Source organism: Marinobacter sp. UBA5687 (assembly GCF_002420325.1).
Lineage (GTDB): Bacteria > Pseudomonadota > Gammaproteobacteria > Pseudomonadales > Oleiphilaceae > Marinobacter > Marinobacter nauticus.
The window spans coordinates 1-16,018 of the sequence record NZ_DIHV01000066.1 but is presented as its reverse complement, the minus strand read 5'-3'; the positions used below and the strand labels follow the sequence as shown (position 1 = coordinate 16,018).

Annotated in this window: 17 protein-coding genes and 2 pseudogenes; 8 read left to right on the top strand and 11 right to left on the bottom strand. The window is 53.9% G+C overall.

Features of this window, described 5'->3' with window-relative positions:
* From surE to B3Y70_RS07120, 6 genes are all read right to left on the bottom strand, one after another.
* Positions 1–446 (bottom strand): 5'/3'-nucleotidase SurE (gene surE / locus B3Y70_RS07145; protein WP_288589488.1); only part of this gene is annotated, 446 nt, incomplete at its 3' end.
* Complete coding sequence (locus tag B3Y70_RS07140) at positions 446–1,525, bottom strand: phosphotransferase (protein WP_288589487.1); 1,080 nt, start codon at positions 1,523–1,525, stop codon at positions 446–448. The genes surE and B3Y70_RS07140, both read right to left, overlap by 1 nt.
* Before the next feature lie 81 nt (positions 1,526–1,606).
* The gene (locus B3Y70_RS07135; protein WP_031210154.1) at positions 1,607–2,374 is read right to left on the bottom strand and encodes an SDR family NAD(P)-dependent oxidoreductase; all 768 of its coding nucleotides are present in this window, start codon (positions 2,372–2,374) and stop codon (positions 1,607–1,609) included.
* A 34-nt stretch (positions 2,375–2,408) separates the two neighbouring features.
* Positions 2,409–3,611, bottom strand: coding sequence for an acyl-CoA dehydrogenase family protein (locus B3Y70_RS07130; protein ID WP_232901755.1), 1,203 nt, complete (start codon positions 3,609–3,611; stop codon positions 2,409–2,411).
* A gap of 66 nt (positions 3,612–3,677) precedes the next feature.
* Positions 3,678–4,118: a PaaI family thioesterase gene (locus tag B3Y70_RS07125; RefSeq protein WP_286892961.1), complete on the bottom strand. Its 441-nt coding sequence runs from the start codon at positions 4,116–4,118 to the stop codon at positions 3,678–3,680.
* The gene (locus B3Y70_RS07120) at positions 4,118–4,912 is read right to left on the bottom strand and encodes an SDR family NAD(P)-dependent oxidoreductase (protein WP_286892959.1); all 795 of its coding nucleotides are present in this window, start codon (positions 4,910–4,912) and stop codon (positions 4,118–4,120) included. The genes B3Y70_RS07125 and B3Y70_RS07120 overlap by 1 nt, the downstream gene beginning before the upstream one ends.
* A 140-nt stretch (positions 4,913–5,052) precedes the next feature.
* Here B3Y70_RS07120 and B3Y70_RS07115 point away from each other — a divergent pair, with 140 nt between their 5' ends.
* Complete coding sequence (locus B3Y70_RS07115) at positions 5,053–6,645, top strand: class I adenylate-forming enzyme family protein (RefSeq protein ID WP_288589484.1); 1,593 nt, start codon at positions 5,053–5,055, stop codon at positions 6,643–6,645.
* Here B3Y70_RS07115 and B3Y70_RS07110 read toward each other — a convergent pair.
* The gene (locus B3Y70_RS07110; RefSeq protein ID WP_288589483.1) at positions 6,642–7,382 is read right to left on the bottom strand and encodes an enoyl-CoA hydratase/isomerase family protein; all 741 of its coding nucleotides are present in this window, start codon (positions 7,380–7,382) and stop codon (positions 6,642–6,644) included. The genes B3Y70_RS07115 and B3Y70_RS07110 overlap by 4 nt on opposite strands.
* A 166-nt stretch (positions 7,383–7,548) precedes the next feature.
* On the opposite strand from B3Y70_RS07110, the gene dctP reads away from it, so the two are divergent.
* The 3 genes from dctP to B3Y70_RS07095 all read left to right on the top strand — a co-directional run bounded on the left by dctP (position 7,549) and on the right by B3Y70_RS07095 (position 10,538).
* Positions 7,549–8,595 (top strand): TRAP transporter substrate-binding protein DctP, encoded by a 1,047-nt coding sequence (gene dctP / locus B3Y70_RS07105; protein ID WP_023008945.1) that lies wholly within the window; start codon positions 7,549–7,551, stop codon positions 8,593–8,595.
* A gap of 81 nt (positions 8,596–8,676) precedes the next feature.
* Positions 8,677–9,228, top strand: a complete 552-nt coding sequence (locus B3Y70_RS07100; RefSeq protein WP_286892954.1) for a TRAP transporter small permease subunit — start codon at positions 8,677–8,679, stop codon at positions 9,226–9,228.
* Positions 9,228–10,538, top strand: coding sequence for a TRAP transporter large permease (locus B3Y70_RS07095; protein ID WP_023008943.1), 1,311 nt, complete (start codon positions 9,228–9,230; stop codon positions 10,536–10,538). The genes B3Y70_RS07100 and B3Y70_RS07095 overlap by 1 nt, the downstream gene beginning before the upstream one ends.
* An 88-nt stretch (positions 10,539–10,626) precedes the next feature.
* Here B3Y70_RS07095 and B3Y70_RS07090 read toward each other — a convergent pair whose 3' ends face one another.
* Together B3Y70_RS07090 and B3Y70_RS07085 are read right to left on the bottom strand one after the other, a co-directional pair.
* Positions 10,627–10,770 carry a hypothetical protein gene (locus tag B3Y70_RS07090; protein ID WP_156509988.1) on the bottom strand — a complete coding sequence of 48 codons (144 nt, stop codon included), beginning with the start codon at positions 10,768–10,770 and terminating at the stop codon, positions 10,627–10,629.
* A 39-nt stretch (positions 10,771–10,809) separates the two neighbouring features.
* A complete protein-coding gene (locus B3Y70_RS07085; RefSeq protein WP_152526072.1) occupies positions 10,810–11,049 on the bottom strand; it encodes a hypothetical protein in 240 nt (79 codons plus the stop codon).
* A gap of 497 nt (positions 11,050–11,546) precedes the next feature.
* Here B3Y70_RS07085 and B3Y70_RS07080 point away from each other — a divergent pair, with 497 nt between their 5' ends.
* The gene (locus B3Y70_RS07080) at positions 11,547–12,143 is read left to right on the top strand and encodes an acetamidase/formamidase family protein (RefSeq protein ID WP_081698937.1); all 597 of its coding nucleotides are present in this window, start codon (positions 11,547–11,549) and stop codon (positions 12,141–12,143) included.
* Between the two features lie 628 nt (positions 12,144–12,771).
* Here the strand turns inward: B3Y70_RS07080 and B3Y70_RS07075 are convergent.
* Positions 12,772–13,386, bottom strand: a complete 615-nt coding sequence (locus tag B3Y70_RS07075; protein WP_114435625.1) for a PEP-CTERM sorting domain-containing protein — start codon at positions 13,384–13,386, stop codon at positions 12,772–12,774.
* Positions 13,387–13,874: 488 nt separating this feature from the next.
* Between B3Y70_RS07075 and B3Y70_RS07070 the strand changes: the two genes are divergently transcribed.
* The 3 genes and pseudogenes from B3Y70_RS07070 to B3Y70_RS07060 all read left to right on the top strand — a co-directional run.
* Positions 13,875–14,396: a phage integrase N-terminal SAM-like domain-containing protein gene (locus B3Y70_RS07070; protein ID WP_235853352.1), complete on the top strand. Its 522-nt coding sequence runs from the start codon at positions 13,875–13,877 to the stop codon at positions 14,394–14,396.
* A 235-nt stretch (positions 14,397–14,631) separates the two neighbouring features.
* Entirely contained in the window at positions 14,632–14,841 is a 210-nt protein-coding gene (locus B3Y70_RS07065; RefSeq protein WP_235853353.1) for a tyrosine-type recombinase/integrase, read from the top strand.
* A gap of 202 nt (positions 14,842–15,043) precedes the next feature.
* Positions 15,044–15,521 (top strand): annotated as a pseudogene (locus tag B3Y70_RS07060) (IS66 family transposase); the annotation flags it as partial.
* Between the two features lie 174 nt (positions 15,522–15,695).
* On the opposite strand, the pseudogene B3Y70_RS07055 reads toward B3Y70_RS07060, so the two are convergent.
* A pseudogene (locus tag B3Y70_RS07055) lies at positions 15,696–16,018 on the bottom strand (iron-containing alcohol dehydrogenase); the annotation flags it as partial.

Sequence of the window (16,018 nt, the reverse complement as noted above, 5' to 3'; positions counted from 1 at the left end):
GCAAAGGTTTCCACCGGCGACCAGCGGACGTCGTCCCGGTTCAGGTAGGCCTGGCTCAGCGCAATGGCCGGAATGTTCATGTGGTGTGCACTCAGTACCGCTCCAACGGTACCCGAGTACTGGACCGAATCACTGATATTCGCTCCGCAATTCACACCGGAGAGCACCAGGTCTGGCGGTGTTTCCCCGAACCACTCGGCCAGGGAATACAACACGCAATCGGCCGGTGTGCCTGAAACCGAATAACGATTAGCCCCAACCTGATAAACCCGTAACGGACTGTGAATGGATATGCTCTGGCCAGCCCCGCTGCGGTCATGTTCCGGCGCCACAACCCAAACCTCATCGGCCAACCGCCGGGCAATGGCTTCAAGGATAGCGATACCCGGCGCATTGATGCCGTCATCGTTGGTAATCAGAATTCGATTGGCAATCTTTCCCTGCATCATCGCTTCTCCGCACATGGCTTCCGGCCTTCACAAGCAATCTGCCAGCCGATATCCGCCAGCAGGCTGGCACGCTTGCCAACTTCCAGCGCATTGGCGTTGGCAGCATTGCCATCCAGAGCCCGCGTGTAAACGCCCTGAAGAATGGCCGCCAGCCGGAATAATGAGAACGACAGGAACACGTGCCAGTCATCGATACCGTCCCGGCCGGTTTGCGCGCAGTACCGTGCAATCGTTTCCTGCTCGCTTGGTATACCAAGCTCCTGCAGATCTTCGCCATTCAGGCCACGCATACCGGGCATATCAGCAGGCAGGTGGTATGGCAGGCAGTAATAGGCAAGGTCTGCCAGCGGATGCCCGAGAGTCGACAACTCCCAATCCAGGATCGCGATTACGTCCGGGCGATCCGGTGCCAGCATCAGGTTGCCAAACCGGTAGTCACCGTGGGCAATCGAAGTCTCGTCCCTGGCCGGGAGGTTCTCCGGCAGCCAGGCCATCAGCTTGTCCATGGCCGGCAGGTCATCCGTCCGGGATGCGAGATATTGCTTGCTCCAGCGAGCCACCTGACGGGACACATAACCCTCCGGGCGGCCGTAATCTGCCAGGCCAATAGCGTTGACATCCACAGAGTGCAAAGCTGCCAGCGTGTCGATGGCTGAGTGATGAGCCCTCATTCGCTCTTCACGCTCCAGCTCTTTGAGTGCTGAATGGGAGTGAATCCTGCCTTCCAGAAAATCCATCACGTAGAAGGGAGTGCCAATGACCTCACTGTCTTCACACAGTACGCGAGCATTGGGTACCGGAACGGACGTGTGTTCAGCGAGCGCGCGCATAACGCGGTATTCCCGCTCCACCATGTGAGCCGAAGGCAGCGTCTTTCCCGGGGGCTTCTTCCGCAGTACATAACGCCTGTTGCCGGTATCCAGCAGAAAGGTGGGATTGGATTGCCCGCCCTGAAACTGCTTCACGTCCATCTGGTTACCGAATTCCGGCAATGCCTGCTGAAGCCAGTTGAGCAGGCGGGCTTCATCGAATTTGTGGGCTGGCAGAACCGCTACCAGCTCTGGAGTCATGCTCATGATTATCTCTTGTCGTTATGTTCTGACTACCCCTGGCGCCAGACAGGTGCCCGGCGGCAGGGGTGTTCCGGTTTCCCGGTATCAGCAGATGGTTTCACCACCGTCGGCAACAATCACCTGCCCGGTAATGTAGGCACTGGCCGGGGTCGCGAGGAAAACAGCCAGGCCGGCAATATCGATCGGATCACCGATGCGCCGAAGCGGGGTTTTGTCTTCTGCCCGCTTTACGCGAACCGGGTCTTCCCAAAGCGCTTTGGCAAAATCGGTCTTGATCAGGCCCGGCGCAATGCTGTTTACACGGATACCCTTCGGCCCCCACTCAACGGCCAGGTTGCGCGCCAGGGCAGCTTCTGCCGCCTTGGACACACCGTAAGTGCCGATAGTGGTGTTGCCGCGAATACCGGCAATACTGGACAGCAGCACCACAGAACCTGAGCCTTTTTCGGCCATCTGTGGCAGCACCATATTGGTGAGCCAGAAGGTTCCCTTGACGTTGGTGTCCATGATCTTGTCCCAGGCATCGTCGGTCATTTCCGCGGTCGGACCATACACCGGGTTGGTCGCGGCGTTGCAAACCAGAACGTCGATGGTGCCCCAGGCTTCGTTAGTTTTGTCGACCAGGTTTTGCAGGTCCTCCTTCTTGCCGACGTGGCAAGCGATGGCCATGGCATCAAAGCCCTGGGCCCGCATTTCACTGGCTACCTGTTCACAGGCTTCCGCCTTACGGCTGGAGATCACAACCCGGGCACCACAACGGGCCATTTCTTCGGCAATGGCCCGGCCAATGCCCTTGGTGGAGCCTGTGATAACAGCCACTTTCCCGGTCATATCAAATAATGGATTAGTCATTTCCGAATCCTTATTACTCTGGGTAACAGCTGTTTCAGCGATACTGACGCAATTCAAGTTTGGCGACGGAATCCAGGTGAACCTCATCCGGGCCATCTGCCAGGCGCAGGGTACGGACTTTCGCCCAGGCCGACGCCAGGAAGGTGTCCTGGCTGACGCCAGCACCACCGTGCACTTGTATTGCGCGGTCGATGACCTTCAGAGCCATGCTCGGGGCGATCACCTTGATCATGGCAATTTCCTGACGGGCCACTTTGTTGCCTACGGTATCCATCATATGGGCAGCCTTAAGGGTCATCAGGCGAGCTTGCTCGATGTCGATGCGACTACGGGCAATGTCTTTCCGGATGGAATCAAATTCGGACAGCGGGCGGCCAAAGGCCTCACGGGCATTCGCGCGCTTGCACATAAGTTCAAGGGCCCGCTCGGCGACACCGATGGTGCGCATGCAATGGTGGATACGGCCCGGCCCGAGGCGCCCCTGGGCGATTTCAAAGCCGCGACCTTCACCCAGCAGGATATTACTGACCGGTACACGCACGTTGTCGTAGTGAATCTCGGCGTGGCCGTGCGGCGCATGGTCATAACCGAATACCGTCAGCGGGCGAATCATTTTCACCCCGGGTGCATCCAGCGGCACCAGAATCATCGACTGCTGCTGGTGCTTGGGAGCGGAGGGGTCGGTTTTACCCATAACGATGGCAATCTTGCTGGTGGTGGTCATGGCACCTGAAGACCACCACTTACGACCGTTAATAACGTACTCGTCACCTTCCCGACGAATCTCGCAAGCAATGTTGGTTGCGTCAGAGGAAGCCACATCCGGCTCTGTCATGGAAAAGCAGGATCGGATTTTTCCATCCAGAAGCGGCTTCAGCCACTGCTCCTGCTGTTCCTCGTTTCCGTAACGGGCAATGGTCTCCATGTTGCCGGTGTCCGGCGCGGAGCAGTTGAATACCTCGGGAGCCATCTCGGAACGGCCCATAATCTCGCACAAATGTGCGTACTCGAAGTTTGTCAGGCCGGCCCCCAGGTCACTTTCTGGCAGGAACAGGTTCCACAGCCCGGCAGCCTTCGCTTTTTCTTTCAGCTCTTCAATGATCGGAACCGGTGCCCAACGGTTCTCCGCGGTTGCCACCTGATGGTGATGCTTTTCTTCATTCGGGTAGATATAGGCATTCATGAACTCGGTTAATTCGGCCTGCAGTTTCTTGGCCTTGTCAGACAGCTCGAACATATCCGTTTCCTCTCTGTTCAGTTATTTGCGACTGCTACTAACGCCGGCAATCGCGTTAGCAGGCATTCAGACGGGAACGCCTTCAGGTTTCTCACTACCAGAACGTATCCGGAAAGTGCCCTCACCGATTGCAAGCAGATTGCCCTGCTCGTCGTGAACTTCACCGGTACTGTTAAAAATCCTGCTTCCACCCGCGCGCTTACGACCGGTCACCCGGATTACGCCCCCGGTGCACTGCCCAGTAAACGTGGTGGTCAGCGAAAGCGTAATAGCCTTGCGCATGCGCCCGGGATAGGGGCAGTAAGTGCCGGCCTCGGCCATGACAATATCCAGCAAGGAGGTAAGTACTCCGCCATGGATCACACCACCCAGATTCAGGTGATCGGCCTGGGTTTCCAGCTCGATCACGGCCTCGTCCTCTTCCCACGACACCTGCCGGTAGCCCAGCATGTTGTGAAAACCCGGCAAGTCTTTGCCACCGGTAATGTGCAGACTACTGTTGCTCATCAGACTTTCATTCCAGGCAGGTTGAGGGACGCGGTGTTCCCGCCATCAACGGCCAGGGCCTGGCCGGTAATGTAACTTGCGTGGTCACTGGCGAGAAAAAGGATGGCGGCAGCAATTTCTGCAGGGTCGCCATAACGGCGGAGTTCACAACGGGAGCCAAGTTTGTGGGCTTTTTCGTGTGCCCGGGCATAGTCAAAGACTTTCTGGGTCATACCGGTTTCAACCAGCCCCGGACAAACAGCGTTTACCCGCACGTTGTCCATCCCCAGGTCACAGGCTGCGGTCATGGTCAGATTGATCACGCCGGCCTTTGATGCGCTGTAGGCATTGCCTCCAGCCCCCGAACGAATACCAGCAACCGATGCAGTATTGACAATGCTGCCCTTCTTGCGGGCCTGCATGTGAGGTGCAACGTGCTTTATCGTCAGCATGGTTCCCAGCAGGTTTACAGCGAGCACTTTCTCCCACTCGTCACGACTGTTCTCGGTGACCGGCGGATGGGCTCCGGAAATACTGGCGATACCGGCGATATTGCACAGCACATCAATCTGGCCAAAGGTCTTCATGGTTTCGGCTACCAGGGCAGTTACCGCAGCCTCATCAGCAACATCTGCCACCCGACGCAGCACAGATACACCATCGGCCATCTGATTTTCGGTTTCGAGCAAGCCACCCTCGGCGACATCAACAAGCACAACGGATGCCCCTTCGCGACCCAGCCTGAGTGCGGTTGCCCGCCCGATACCACTTCCGGCCCCGGTGACGATTACCACTCGCTGATCAAATCGCCCCATGAAATTCTCCCCGCTAACATGATTTATTTTTGTGTGTTCTATTTTGCTTTCCAGATAATTTGTCACGCGCAACGGTTATGAGTCAATATAATTGGAAGTTAATTTCATCTAGCAAAACTACAACATCAAAGGATGACAAAATGAAAACGCGATTTGACGAAATGCCCGTATACGCTCCCCCTGACTCCGGCGAAGCCATGGAGGCCATCGGTTTTCGTATTCAGGCCTTTGCCAGCGGACAAGGCGACAAGACCGCAATCATCGACGAAAAGGGAGCACTCAGCTGGGCCGGCCTGCTGCATGAGGTCAACCGCATTGCCAACAGGCTGCGACAGGCCGGCCTTAAAAAAGGCGACTGCGTTGCGGCCTTGTCGGAAAACAGCAGGGAAATGGTGGCCCTATATCTGGGAACCCTGGTGGCGGGTGGTTGCATGGTACCGCTTTCCGGTATGGCCAGCGGCGAATCCCTGGCTCTGATGATTCGTGACTGCGGCTCCAGGTTCCTGTTCGTTTCCCGTAAAAACCTCGATATCTGGGCCGAAGCCAGCCCCCGGGCCGGCCTGAATGACGATGAGGTGATCGGGCTGGACAACGATGCTGCCGGACAGCATTTAAAGGACTGGCTGGGATCGATTCCCGCCGAGCCAGACCCGGCGCCGGTAACACTGAACGATCCGTTCAACATCATTTACAGTTCAGGCACGACCGGAACTCCCAAGGGCATACTCCACGACTACCGGTTCCGCCAGCGGCAAATGGTCAGGATGAGCCGGTTCGGGCTCAACGGTGAAGCCGTTAACCTTGTATCGACACCAATGTACTCCAACACCACCCTGGTATCGGTGCTACCGACCATTTTCTATGGCGGCACCCTCGTGCTGATGGCCAAGTTTGATGCCCGTCGCTTCCTTGAACTGGCAGAACAGCACAAAGTCACCCACGCCATGCTGGTGCCCGTACAGTTTGAGCGCATATTGGCGGTTCCGGACTTCGACCAGTTTGACCTTTCAAGCTTCAAGCTCAAGCTCTGTACCAGTGCGCCGCTCCGGGCCCATGTGATCGCCGAAACCATGAAACGCTGGCCAGGCAATATCCGGGAGGTCTATGGCCTCACAGAAGGCGGCATTTCCACCAGCCTCGACTGCGCTGCCTATCCGGACAAATGGGATACCGTCGGATTGCCCACCGAGGGGGCGGAAGTCCGTGTGATCAGCGAAGATGGCAAGGAGCTGCCTCAGGGTGAGATCGGCGAGATTGTCGGGCGCGCGATTTCCATGATGCGGGGTTACGTAAACCGCCCGGAGCAGACCAGGGAGATGCTGTGGCAAAGCCCCGATGGACTTGCCTTTTATCGCAGCGGCGATATGGGCCGCATTGACGAAGACGGCTTTGTTCATATTCTCGACCGCAGGAAAGACATGATTATTTCCGGCGGTTTCAACATCTACGCCGTAGACCTGGAAAAAGTCGTCCTCAGCCATCCTGCGGTATCCGATGCTGCGGTTATCGGCATACCCAGCAGCCAATGGGGCGAAACTCCCCTCGCTCTGGTGGTAAAGAAATCCGGATGCCAGGAAACAGAAGAGGAAATCCGGGACTGGGCCAACCAGCATCTGGGCAAGACCCAGCGCCTGAGTGCCGTAGAGTTCCGACAGGAACTGCCTCGCTCTACCATTGGCAAAGTCTTGAAGCGGGAGCTAAGAACGCCTTACTGGGAAAACAGCGCCGGTTAACGGCGCTGCATACGATTCAGGGCATCACGGCAGTCATCGGAACGCAAGCGCTCACTGAACACACTGCGCTCCCGCTCCAATGCCTGCTGCACCTGGTCGCGCCATGGCGCCTTCATTAAACGCTTGCTGGCCCGCAATGCGTCTCGGGGCTTTTCTCCCAGCCTGCCCGCCAGGGCCAAGGCCGAATCCACAGCCTGTCCATCATCTACCACCCGGCTTACCAGGCCACACTCACCGGCCTGGGTGCCATCCAGGGTTTCACCAAACAACAGCAATTCAGCAGCCATCCGGGAGCCAAGGTGCAATGGTATGGTCACAGTTGAAGCAGCCTCCGGCACCAATCCCAAATCAACAAAGGCAGTTTTGAACCTGGCCGAGCGCCCCGCAAATACGCTGTCGCAATGGAGCAACATAGTGGTGCCAATACCAATCGCCAACCCTTCCACCGCCGCAATCACCGGAGTATCACAAGCCATCAACTCCTCAATGAAAGCAAGGCCGGCAGAGGGTTTCGGGTTTTCGTCCGTAGCCCGCGCCCGGAAATCATCAAGATCGTTCCCGGCGGTAAACACACCTTCAGCACCCGAGATGACGATGGCATGCACGTGCTGGTCAGAATTTGCCTCCCGCACATAACCTGCAAGCTGCTCATACATACTTCGGTTCAGGGCGTTCTTTTTTTCCGGACGATCTATGACAAGATGGATCGTTTTTTCTTGGCTATATTTCCTGATCATGCATATCTCCTGAGCGTCGCCTCCCCCTCTGAAACAGGAGAAAAACGTCCTATTGCAAATGGCAAATCTTGTGATAAAGTCGAACAACAACAGTTCACGGTGCAGTTCTATATTCTGCACTGCGAAACAAGAGCAATGCAACTATAACAAGTACCGGAGCAAATTTATGAGCTTCCTTGCCACATTCAGAAAAAACCTTACAACCTATGCCTCCGCGTTAACACTGGGTGTATCTGCTGTTATCGCCAGCGCACCTGTATACGCTGAAAAAACCTACACCTGGAAGGTTCAGTCCCACTGGCCAGGCTCCAGCAGCTCCTACCAGGACAGCCTTGGTCGACTGAAGGATGTGATCGAAGAACGCTCTGAAGGCCGGATCAAGCTCCAGCTGTTTGAAGCAGGCGCTATGTTCAAGGCCACAGAAACCTTCAATGCCGTGAGTCGTGGCATTCTGGAAATGGGTACGATTTCTCCCGGTTATGCCCAGGACAAGATGACCCTGGCCGGCATTGCTTCTGGCCTGCCCTTCGCATTCCGAAACGTTTGGGAAGCCGCGTACTTCCACCAGAACATGGGCTTCGAACAAATGCTGCGGGATGAAGCCGCCAAGTCTGGCGTTTACTGGGCAACCGACAAGGTTTACCCGACCGAAATGGTTACCAGCAAACCCATCAACAGCTGGGAGGACTTCACGGGGCTGAAAATCCGTTCCTCCGGTGCGCTTCAGAAGTTCCTGACCGAAGCCGGTGCTTCCGCTTCCTATATCCCGGGCAGTGAACTGTACACCGCACTGGATTCCGGCATTGTAGACGGCGCCCACTGGGGCGCTGCTCAGGGTGCTGCGAGCATGGGCCTGTACGATGTTGCCAAGTACCACGTTCAGCCTGCGCTGAACATTGCCGGCACTGATGTCATCATCGTCAGCCAGAAGGCCTTGGACAAACTTCCTGAAGACCTCCAACAGGTAGTGAAGCAGGCTCTGGATGAGCAATTCTGGATTCGTACCAACCAGTATCTGTACAAAGAGCGTATCGCCCTGGCCAAGGCCGTTGCTGATCAAGGTGTTGAAGTAAACGTGATGCCTGATGATGTTCAGCAGAAGCTTGCCCAGACCGCCCAGGGCATGTGGGATGAAGAAGCCAAGCGCAGCGATGAGGCCAAGAAGGCTCTGAGCCTGCTCAAGCAGTTCCTTGGCGAACTTGGCTACCTCTGATCTTAAACGCAACACCACAGGCCCCGATTAACCCCCGGGGCCTGTTTTCTCAGTTCACATCAAAGTCCCCCGGAGAGTGCCATGAGCGTAGTCAGCGCATTCATGAAAGGCGTCACCAGGCTCAACGAGTACGTTGGCCGATGTATAGCCCTGATCGTCTTTCCCATGTTTGTCTTTCTGATACTTGAAGTAGCTCTGCGCTATTTTTTCAATTCACCTTCGGTGTGGACAAATGAACTGACACAGCTGCTGTTCGGTGTATACGCAGTAATGTCTGGCGGATACATCATGGCCCACCGCGGGCACGTGAATGTCGATCTGCTGCACTCGACGCTTAAGCTGAGGGCCCAAGGCTTTGTCGACATTTTCACCTCTATTCTGTTTTTCATTTTCATGCTGGCGCTGGTCTGGTTCAGCTTTGACATGGCCTTTGAGTCGTTCGAAAGCCGGGAAACCTCCTTTTCTGCCTGGAACCCGCCTATCTGGCCAGCCAAGGGAGCCATCTTTGTTGCCTCTGTTTTGATGCTGCTGCAAGGCATTGTGAGGTTGCTGGAGGATATCGCCATCGCATTTAACCTGAGCTATTACGACCCCACCGAGCGGAAAAGCCATTCTGAAGAAGGAGAAGCATAATGAGCATTGAAGTCATGACGCTTCTTTTCTTTGGTTCGCTGCTGTTTTTCCTGTTACTTGGCCTGCCACTGGCATTCGTGCTGGGTGGTGTGTCTGTTGTTTTTCTTTATTTCACCTGGGGCTTTGACTCCTTCTACATGGTGGTTTCCCAGATCTGGGGCACCATGGAAAGCTTTACATTGGTGGCCATACCACTGTTTGTATTCATGGCAATGATTCTTGAACGCACAGGTGTTGCGCGAGACTTGTACCGCATGATGTATCTCTGGTTCGGCGGCCTCCGGGGCGGCCTGGCCATCGGTACTCTGGGTATTTGTGCGGTATTTGCAGCCATGGTGGGCATCAGCGGTGCGGCAGTGGTCGCTATGGGTGCGATCGCACTCCCCTCCATGCTCTCCCGGGGTTACGACAAGCAGATGGCACTCGGGGTGATCAATACTGGTGGCGGCTGGGGTGTTCTGATTCCGCCAAGTATCCTGATGATTCTGTATGCCCTGATTACGGGTGTATCCGTAGGCAAGATGTTTGCTGCAGGTGTTATGCCCGGCATTATGCTGATGGTACTCACCACCCTCTATATTGTTGTCCGCTGCGCCCTGCAGCCAGACCTGGCACCAGCGCTTCCTAAAGAAGACCGGGCATCCTGGCCTGAAAAGTTCCGCGCCCTGCGCTCTGTTCTCCTGCCGATCAGCGTGGTGGGAATGGTACTGGGCTCCATCATGGGCGGACTCACCACACCCACAGAAGCCGCAGCCATGGGCGTCCTCGGTGCGCTGATTTCTGCAGCTGTCTATGGCGAGTTCAAATGGTCGGTACTGAATGAAGCCGCGATCCGTACACTCAAGCTGACCGGCCTAACGATGTGGATTTTGTTTTCGGCCCACGCATTCAGCTCCGCCTATCAGAGCATGGGCGCCCAGGCTCTGATAGAAAGCATCATGGCCATGATTCCAGGCGGAGCCTGGGGAACCGTCATTGCCATGATGATCATCATCTTCTTTCTGGGGATGGTTCTGGATCCTGTCGGCATCATGATGATCACTCTGCCGGTGTTTATCCCGATTATTACTGCCTTAGGCTTTGACCCAATCTGGTTCGGTATTCTGTTCGTGATCAACATGGAGATTGGTTACAAGACACCACCGTTTGGTTTCAACCTGTTCTACCTGAAAGGTGTAGTGCCTCCGTCGGTCACGATGAGCGATATCTACAAGTCGATCATACCGTTTGTGCTGGTAGAAATTGTTGGGATCATCCTGATCATGATCTTCCCGGAGATCGCAACCTGGTTGCCGGAATTACTCTTCTGAGATATCAAGAAGGCCTGAACGACCTCAGGCCTTCTTGCTTTTATTAATTGCAAATCGACCTGGCAGAGTCGCTCACAAGCAAAGGAACTTATTTGCCCGCTCCAATCCAGGGGTCTTCAAGTTGCCCTGCTCGCTGCAGCCAGTTCATAGACCGATGAACCCGCAGGCTGAGATTGGCGGGGCAGCCGCCTCGCTCATCGCGGTGGCACTGCTTGAGAGTGTCATAATTCATGGTTCGGTCTATCCGTTCATACAGTCCTGGTTTTCGGTTTCAATCCTTCACATATTCCCAAATCAGCTTCAACGCTTCTTCCATATGCTCAACCCGGTGGCTGCCACCCTCAAAGCTATAAACCGGAAAATAATCCCCAAGCGCCCCGACGGTGTCATTCCACGGAAGCGGTTCATCCCCTGATCCAGCAGCAACAGCCCGCTGCCCCAGCGGGTGAAAGAATAGTAGCCAGAAACCACTTCGTCTGTCAGTTGATAGGCCTACCCTGATGATCGACATCCGGGCCTATCCAGGACGTGAAAGTGTGGGCAGAATCCGTCACAGGATTGATGGCGACAACCGGAATACCGGCTTCGGCTCACAGAATGCCCGCCAGCCATCTTCCCATCGACGTCCCAACCAGAAGATCCGGATTCACTTGCATCAGCTTAGCCAAGCTCTCTTCGATAACGTCTTCCGATCCTTGGGCTAATCAATGTCGTTATGAGGACACGACATACGCATTAGCTTGATGACGATATCTTGCTGTGTTCTTGAGCTCATAGTTTAGCCGGCCGTTGGTGCTGAAGAGTGCCCACCTTTTTGCTAGGTAGTACTGACACCATCGGGAATTACGGCTGGCTTCCGGGCTAAAAGAACGTGTCGAACTCAAGCAGCATAACTATGGAGTGGGCGCCCCAGCGATTGGCAGAGGTGCCGACAATCCCGGCGACTACCATAATGTTTCTATTTTCACGCCAATCCGAAAGGCTGATGATGGTTCTTGGGAAGCCATCATGAAAACAGACGCGGGTACCGATGTTGTATTCCCAACAGCACCGTTCATGGGCGTTATGGGGGTGGCCGCCGATACAGAGGACGCCGTACATAGCGTTCCTCCTGATATCTATGGTGGCAATATCGATATCAACGATCTAGGTGTGGGATCCACCATATATCTTCCTGTGTTAGTAGACGGAGCAAACTTTTACACGGGTGATCCACATATGGCCCAAGGGGACGGCGAGGTTGCGCTGACCGCGTTAGAGCATAGCTTGCGCCCAACCTTTCGCCTCACTGTGCTGAAAAAAGGAGATGCTCAAATACCTTCCGCGTCCGGATCCCTCGAAAAGCCATTTGGGGAAACCCCTACGCACTGGGTTCCCATTGGGCTAGATAAGGACCTTGACGAAGCCATGAAGGATGCGGTGCGTGAGTCGATCCGCTTTTTGCATGAGAAGCTGGGGATGGATCGGGCGACGGCCTTGGCCTATTTGTCAGCTGCTACGGACTATGAAGTTTCGCAGGTTGTTGATGGGACCAAAGGCATACATGGATTGATTCGGAAATCGGATTTTAAAGAAGTTATGGAGAACGAGAAAAAGCAGCAATAATACAGATAATGTCGGCCGGGTTAACGGATATTAAACCTCCGAGCGCGCTGCGCTACTGTCACCGGCCGACATTCTGTTTGACCAAATCTCACCATCAACGCGCCGTGGTATGCGAGGTCATCTTCATTCCTGTGATAGGCGGTGGGCAGCCAAGCAGCACAGATGCTTAGCCCTTTAGCCCGTACTTCTTGCTTAAACCGCTGAAGGGGTGCCTCCCATTCCAGGTGAAGCCTGCCAGAGGGGCGTCACCGACCACGGCACTAATCCTCAATAGGTAATTAGCTGGCGGCGGTGGTGGAGTGCCGGCCACGCCGGTTTTCCACCGCTTCCTGCAAGTCTCGCCGGTTCCCTGCGCTCAGCGTCCTCAGCACCAGGCCATCCTGAATCAGCAAATGGAGACGCTTTCATCCTCCCATACATAGCCAAGCCATCGACGCTACGCATAATCGAGGTTACGTTAAGGTCGCAAAGCGAACATTCAAATTTTGGAATAGCGCCTAAATCACCGGTAAATTTAAGCTTTGCGACGATAGGAGATAAGTTTCAATTTATCCGAGTGTGCTTTTATTTTAAAACATAAAAAAGCCCCGAATAATTTCGAGGCTTGTTGAACAGAATTAACGCTTAGTTAAGCTGCTTTCTTTCTTCTGGAAAGACCAAGGCCCACAACCCCTAGACCAAGCAGCACAAGGCTTGAGGGTTCTGGTACGCTGCTAATTTTGTTGTCATATACTATATTGTCTAGCCCGAACCAGTCATGGTCACCTGAGTGGTTGTCATAAGGGTTATAGTACGAGGCGACATCAAATACAACTCTAGACACGTCTTGCTGGCCAAAAACAATTGTCTGCCAATTTGTCCCTCCTGTAACAGAGGTAGAACTTAGCAAGCTATTAAATGTATCGTAAAGCAAGATTTCCACAGATGCATTACCAGAGCCTCCACAACATAATGGGTCTCGTGTTATGTCTAGACTGTTAAGAGTTACAGCATTATCGAACGTAAACCCCAGAAAGTCCTCACCAAAGCTATTAAACACGTAATTACCGGCAGTGCCGCCATTATTTATTACTCTAAAGCCTGCTTGTCCAGAGTGGGTACCTGGTTGGTCAAACGTCACATCACTAACCGACCCAAGAATTGTATGTAAGCCCTGAGAAGAAAAATCGATAATACCCGCGTTGCTCGCACCTGCAACACTAAGGCATGTGCACAGTGCTATAGCTTTAATATGTGTTTTCATTATCCTTTCCTCGCATATTATGTAGTTAACATGAAAAGAACCAAAGCAAATATTGTTCCAATTAACATCTATTTGTTATTGAAGGAAATATTTTCATCAAGAGAAAATAATGTTAAAAATATCGACACGTAAGGGGATGCCTAACAACTTGTTGCTTTGAATTCTTACTAAACCGCAACGCCACCACCCCGTCCAAAACTGAGTCACGGCCTGAATCATATCCACCTTTCAAGCCCTTACCATCCCGCTCTCGGGCGCTTTTCTTCTCCGGGGTCTGTGAAAAGTTTGCAGGCGATTGATTGTGGCACGTTTCTGCCAGTTAAATCCGAAGGACCAAAAACTTCCTACGCAAAATCAATGGGCTACTAGAATGCTCTGTGGAATGTGTGCAGCGCCATGCAGATTACACCGCAGAATATTTGACATTTTCGCGGCCTTTCTCATTAAGGCTGTACAAACATACAGCCTTTGGCCAAGGAGGGGTGACTGTGTCTAAATCACCGTTTCTGCAATCGGTTCGCACAGAAATCAGAACGAAGCAGTACAGCTATCGAACCGAGAGAACCTATCTCTACTGGGTTCGCCAGTTCATTCTGTTCAATGACAAGAAACACCCTGAGATGATGCGCAATCACAAAATCGAGCGTTTCCTAAATCATCTCGCCGTAAATCGAGGGGGCAGCTCCTCCACCCAAAGCCAGGTACTCTGCGCCATAATCTTCCTTTACAAAAATGTGCTGAAGAGGGAGATCGAAAACCTGCACTACAAGATGTCGAAAACACCCAGGCGCATGCCGACGGTTCTCAACCCAGAGGAAGTCGCTTCTAGTTTAAGAAATATGGACGCAGAGTATTGGCTAATTACTGCGCTCCTTTATTGCTGTGGCTTGAGGATCAGCGAAGCTCTCTCGCTTCGCATAAAAGACATCGACCTGAAAATTCGGAATTTGCTGGTGTTCAACGGTAAGGGCCGAAAAAATCGATATACCCTCATCCGCGGCAACCTATGAGAGAGCCTGGAGGGCAAATCGCCCATTCACGAGCGGTACATGAGTCGGACCTGGCCGAGGGATTCGGGCTCACATCAGCCCCAGCTTCTCTACACAAGAAATACGGACCGGTCATGAAAGACTTCGGTTGGCAGTATCTTTCCCTTCTTCAACACGATGCGTTCACCCCGTTGCAGGCTATGTTTGTCGACATCACCTTCGTCATTCGACATACGCGCGGCAATTAAGGCAGGCCGTGCGAGCCAGCGGAATAACCAAACGGGTGACGGCGCAAACCTTTCGCCACGCCTTTGCCACTGAACTGCTGAGATCGGGAAGTGATATCCGAACGAATCAGGAAATCCTCGGCCACAGCGATATTCGGACGACTGAAATCTACACCCACATTATTGGCGATCGACGAGCAGGAACTGTGAGTCCATTTGATCGTTTGCCGGGTTCTTGAGAAATGACCAAGCACCCAACCAAGGCAGAAAGAGCCGGGGATCTCTGAGGCCATCCGAATGTTCGCTTTTGTTTAATGGCGACTCTTTCATACCTCTATAGCCAACTCGTCTACGCTACGCATACTCTGAGGTTGTGGCAAACTTGCGCAGTCAGACGTGTCGTAGCGCCCTGTCGAATGGCAGAACGTCGTGGAATGAACGCTTACCTTGAACCTGATCAACAAACTGTATGGCGTAGAGCGTGAGGGCAAGCATGCGCCGGCAAATCAGGCAGCAAAAAAGCGAGCCGATCCTGCAGCAACTGAAAAGCTGGCTGGACAAGACACAGCCGCACATCACACCGCAGAGTGCGCTGGGTAAGGCTATCAGCTACCTGTCCAACAACTGGTCCAGGCTGATCCGCTACCTGGAAGGCGGCCACCTGCCGATCGACAACAACCCAGCCGAACGTGCCATCCGTCCGTTCGTCATAGGTCGCAAAAACTGGCTGTTCAGCGACACATCCAAGGGCGCCCATGCCAGCGCGCTGCTCTACAGCCTGATCGAAACGGCCAAGGCCAACGGGCAGGAGCCCTATGCCTGGTTGCGCCACGTGCTGGAGCGCCTGCCCCTGACCACGACCACCGCTGACTACGAAGCACTGCTGCCGTGGAACTGCGGACAGGTCAATAGTTACTGATCAGCAGCCCTGCTGGAAGGTGGGGTTTATGGAGCGCATACTCATCTCGATACTTTATTTGGAATACAACACCGCTGTCGCGGGCATGGCCCGCTCATACAGCATCTAAAACGCAACACGCCCCGCTGCTTAAGGCGAGGCGTGGTTGTCAGCTACGTTTCTAGCTAGCAATAACTACATTGCAGCACGGAAGATTGCCGCCACTTCCTTGTCATTCAATCGACGTGGATTGGTTAATGCACACACATCTTGCTGCGCATGCTTAACCATTGCATCAATGTCTTTATCCTGCACACCCAATTCAGTCAGATTACTTGGGATACCCACATCAACCGACAGACAACGAATCGCCACTACAGCCATTTGTGCAGCCTCACGTACCGGCAAACCGTAGATGTTTTCGCCCAAGGCATCAGCAATATCGGCATAACGCTCTTGCGCAGCCATTAAGTTTGCTTCGCAGACATGCGGTAACTGAAGTGGACCCCGAAATTTGG

What these genes read in the sequence shown, in the direction of transcription:
- B3Y70_RS07140 (WP_288589487.1), bottom strand. Translation starts at nt 1,525, where the DNA reads ATGAGCATGACTCCAGAGCTGGTAGCGGTTCTGCCAGCCCACAAATTC.
- B3Y70_RS07135 (WP_031210154.1), bottom strand. Translation starts at nt 2,374, where the DNA reads ATGACTAATCCATTATTTGATATGACCGGGAAAGTGGCTGTTATCACA.
- B3Y70_RS07130 (WP_232901755.1), bottom strand. Translation starts at nt 3,611, where the DNA reads ATGTTCGAGCTGTCTGACAAGGCCAAGAAACTGCAGGCCGAATTAACC.
- B3Y70_RS07125 (WP_286892961.1), bottom strand. Translation starts at nt 4,118, where the DNA reads ATGAGCAACAGTAGTCTGCACATTACCGGTGGCAAAGACTTGCCGGGT.
- B3Y70_RS07120 (WP_286892959.1), bottom strand. Translation starts at nt 4,912, where the DNA reads ATGGGGCGATTTGATCAGCGAGTGGTAATCGTCACCGGGGCCGGAAGT.
- B3Y70_RS07115 (WP_288589484.1), top strand. Translation starts at nt 5,053, where the DNA reads ATGAAAACGCGATTTGACGAAATGCCCGTATACGCTCCCCCTGACTCC.
- B3Y70_RS07110 (WP_288589483.1), bottom strand. Translation starts at nt 7,382, where the DNA reads ATGATCAGGAAATATAGCCAAGAAAAAACGATCCATCTTGTCATAGAT.
- dctP (WP_023008945.1), top strand. Translation starts at nt 7,549, where the DNA reads ATGAGCTTCCTTGCCACATTCAGAAAAAACCTTACAACCTATGCCTCC.
- B3Y70_RS07100 (WP_286892954.1), top strand. Translation starts at nt 8,677, where the DNA reads ATGAGCGTAGTCAGCGCATTCATGAAAGGCGTCACCAGGCTCAACGAG.
- B3Y70_RS07095 (WP_023008943.1), top strand. Translation starts at nt 9,228, where the DNA reads ATGAGCATTGAAGTCATGACGCTTCTTTTCTTTGGTTCGCTGCTGTTT.
- B3Y70_RS07090 (WP_156509988.1), bottom strand. Translation starts at nt 10,770, where the DNA reads ATGAATTATGACACTCTCAAGCAGTGCCACCGCGATGAGCGAGGCGGC.
- B3Y70_RS07085 (WP_152526072.1), bottom strand. Translation starts at nt 11,049, where the DNA reads ATGTCGATCATCAGGGTAGGCCTATCAACTGACAGACGAAGTGGTTTC.
- B3Y70_RS07080 (WP_081698937.1), top strand. Translation starts at nt 11,547, where the DNA reads ATGAAAACAGACGCGGGTACCGATGTTGTATTCCCAACAGCACCGTTC.
- B3Y70_RS07075 (WP_114435625.1), bottom strand. Translation starts at nt 13,386, where the DNA reads ATGAAAACACATATTAAAGCTATAGCACTGTGCACATGCCTTAGTGTT.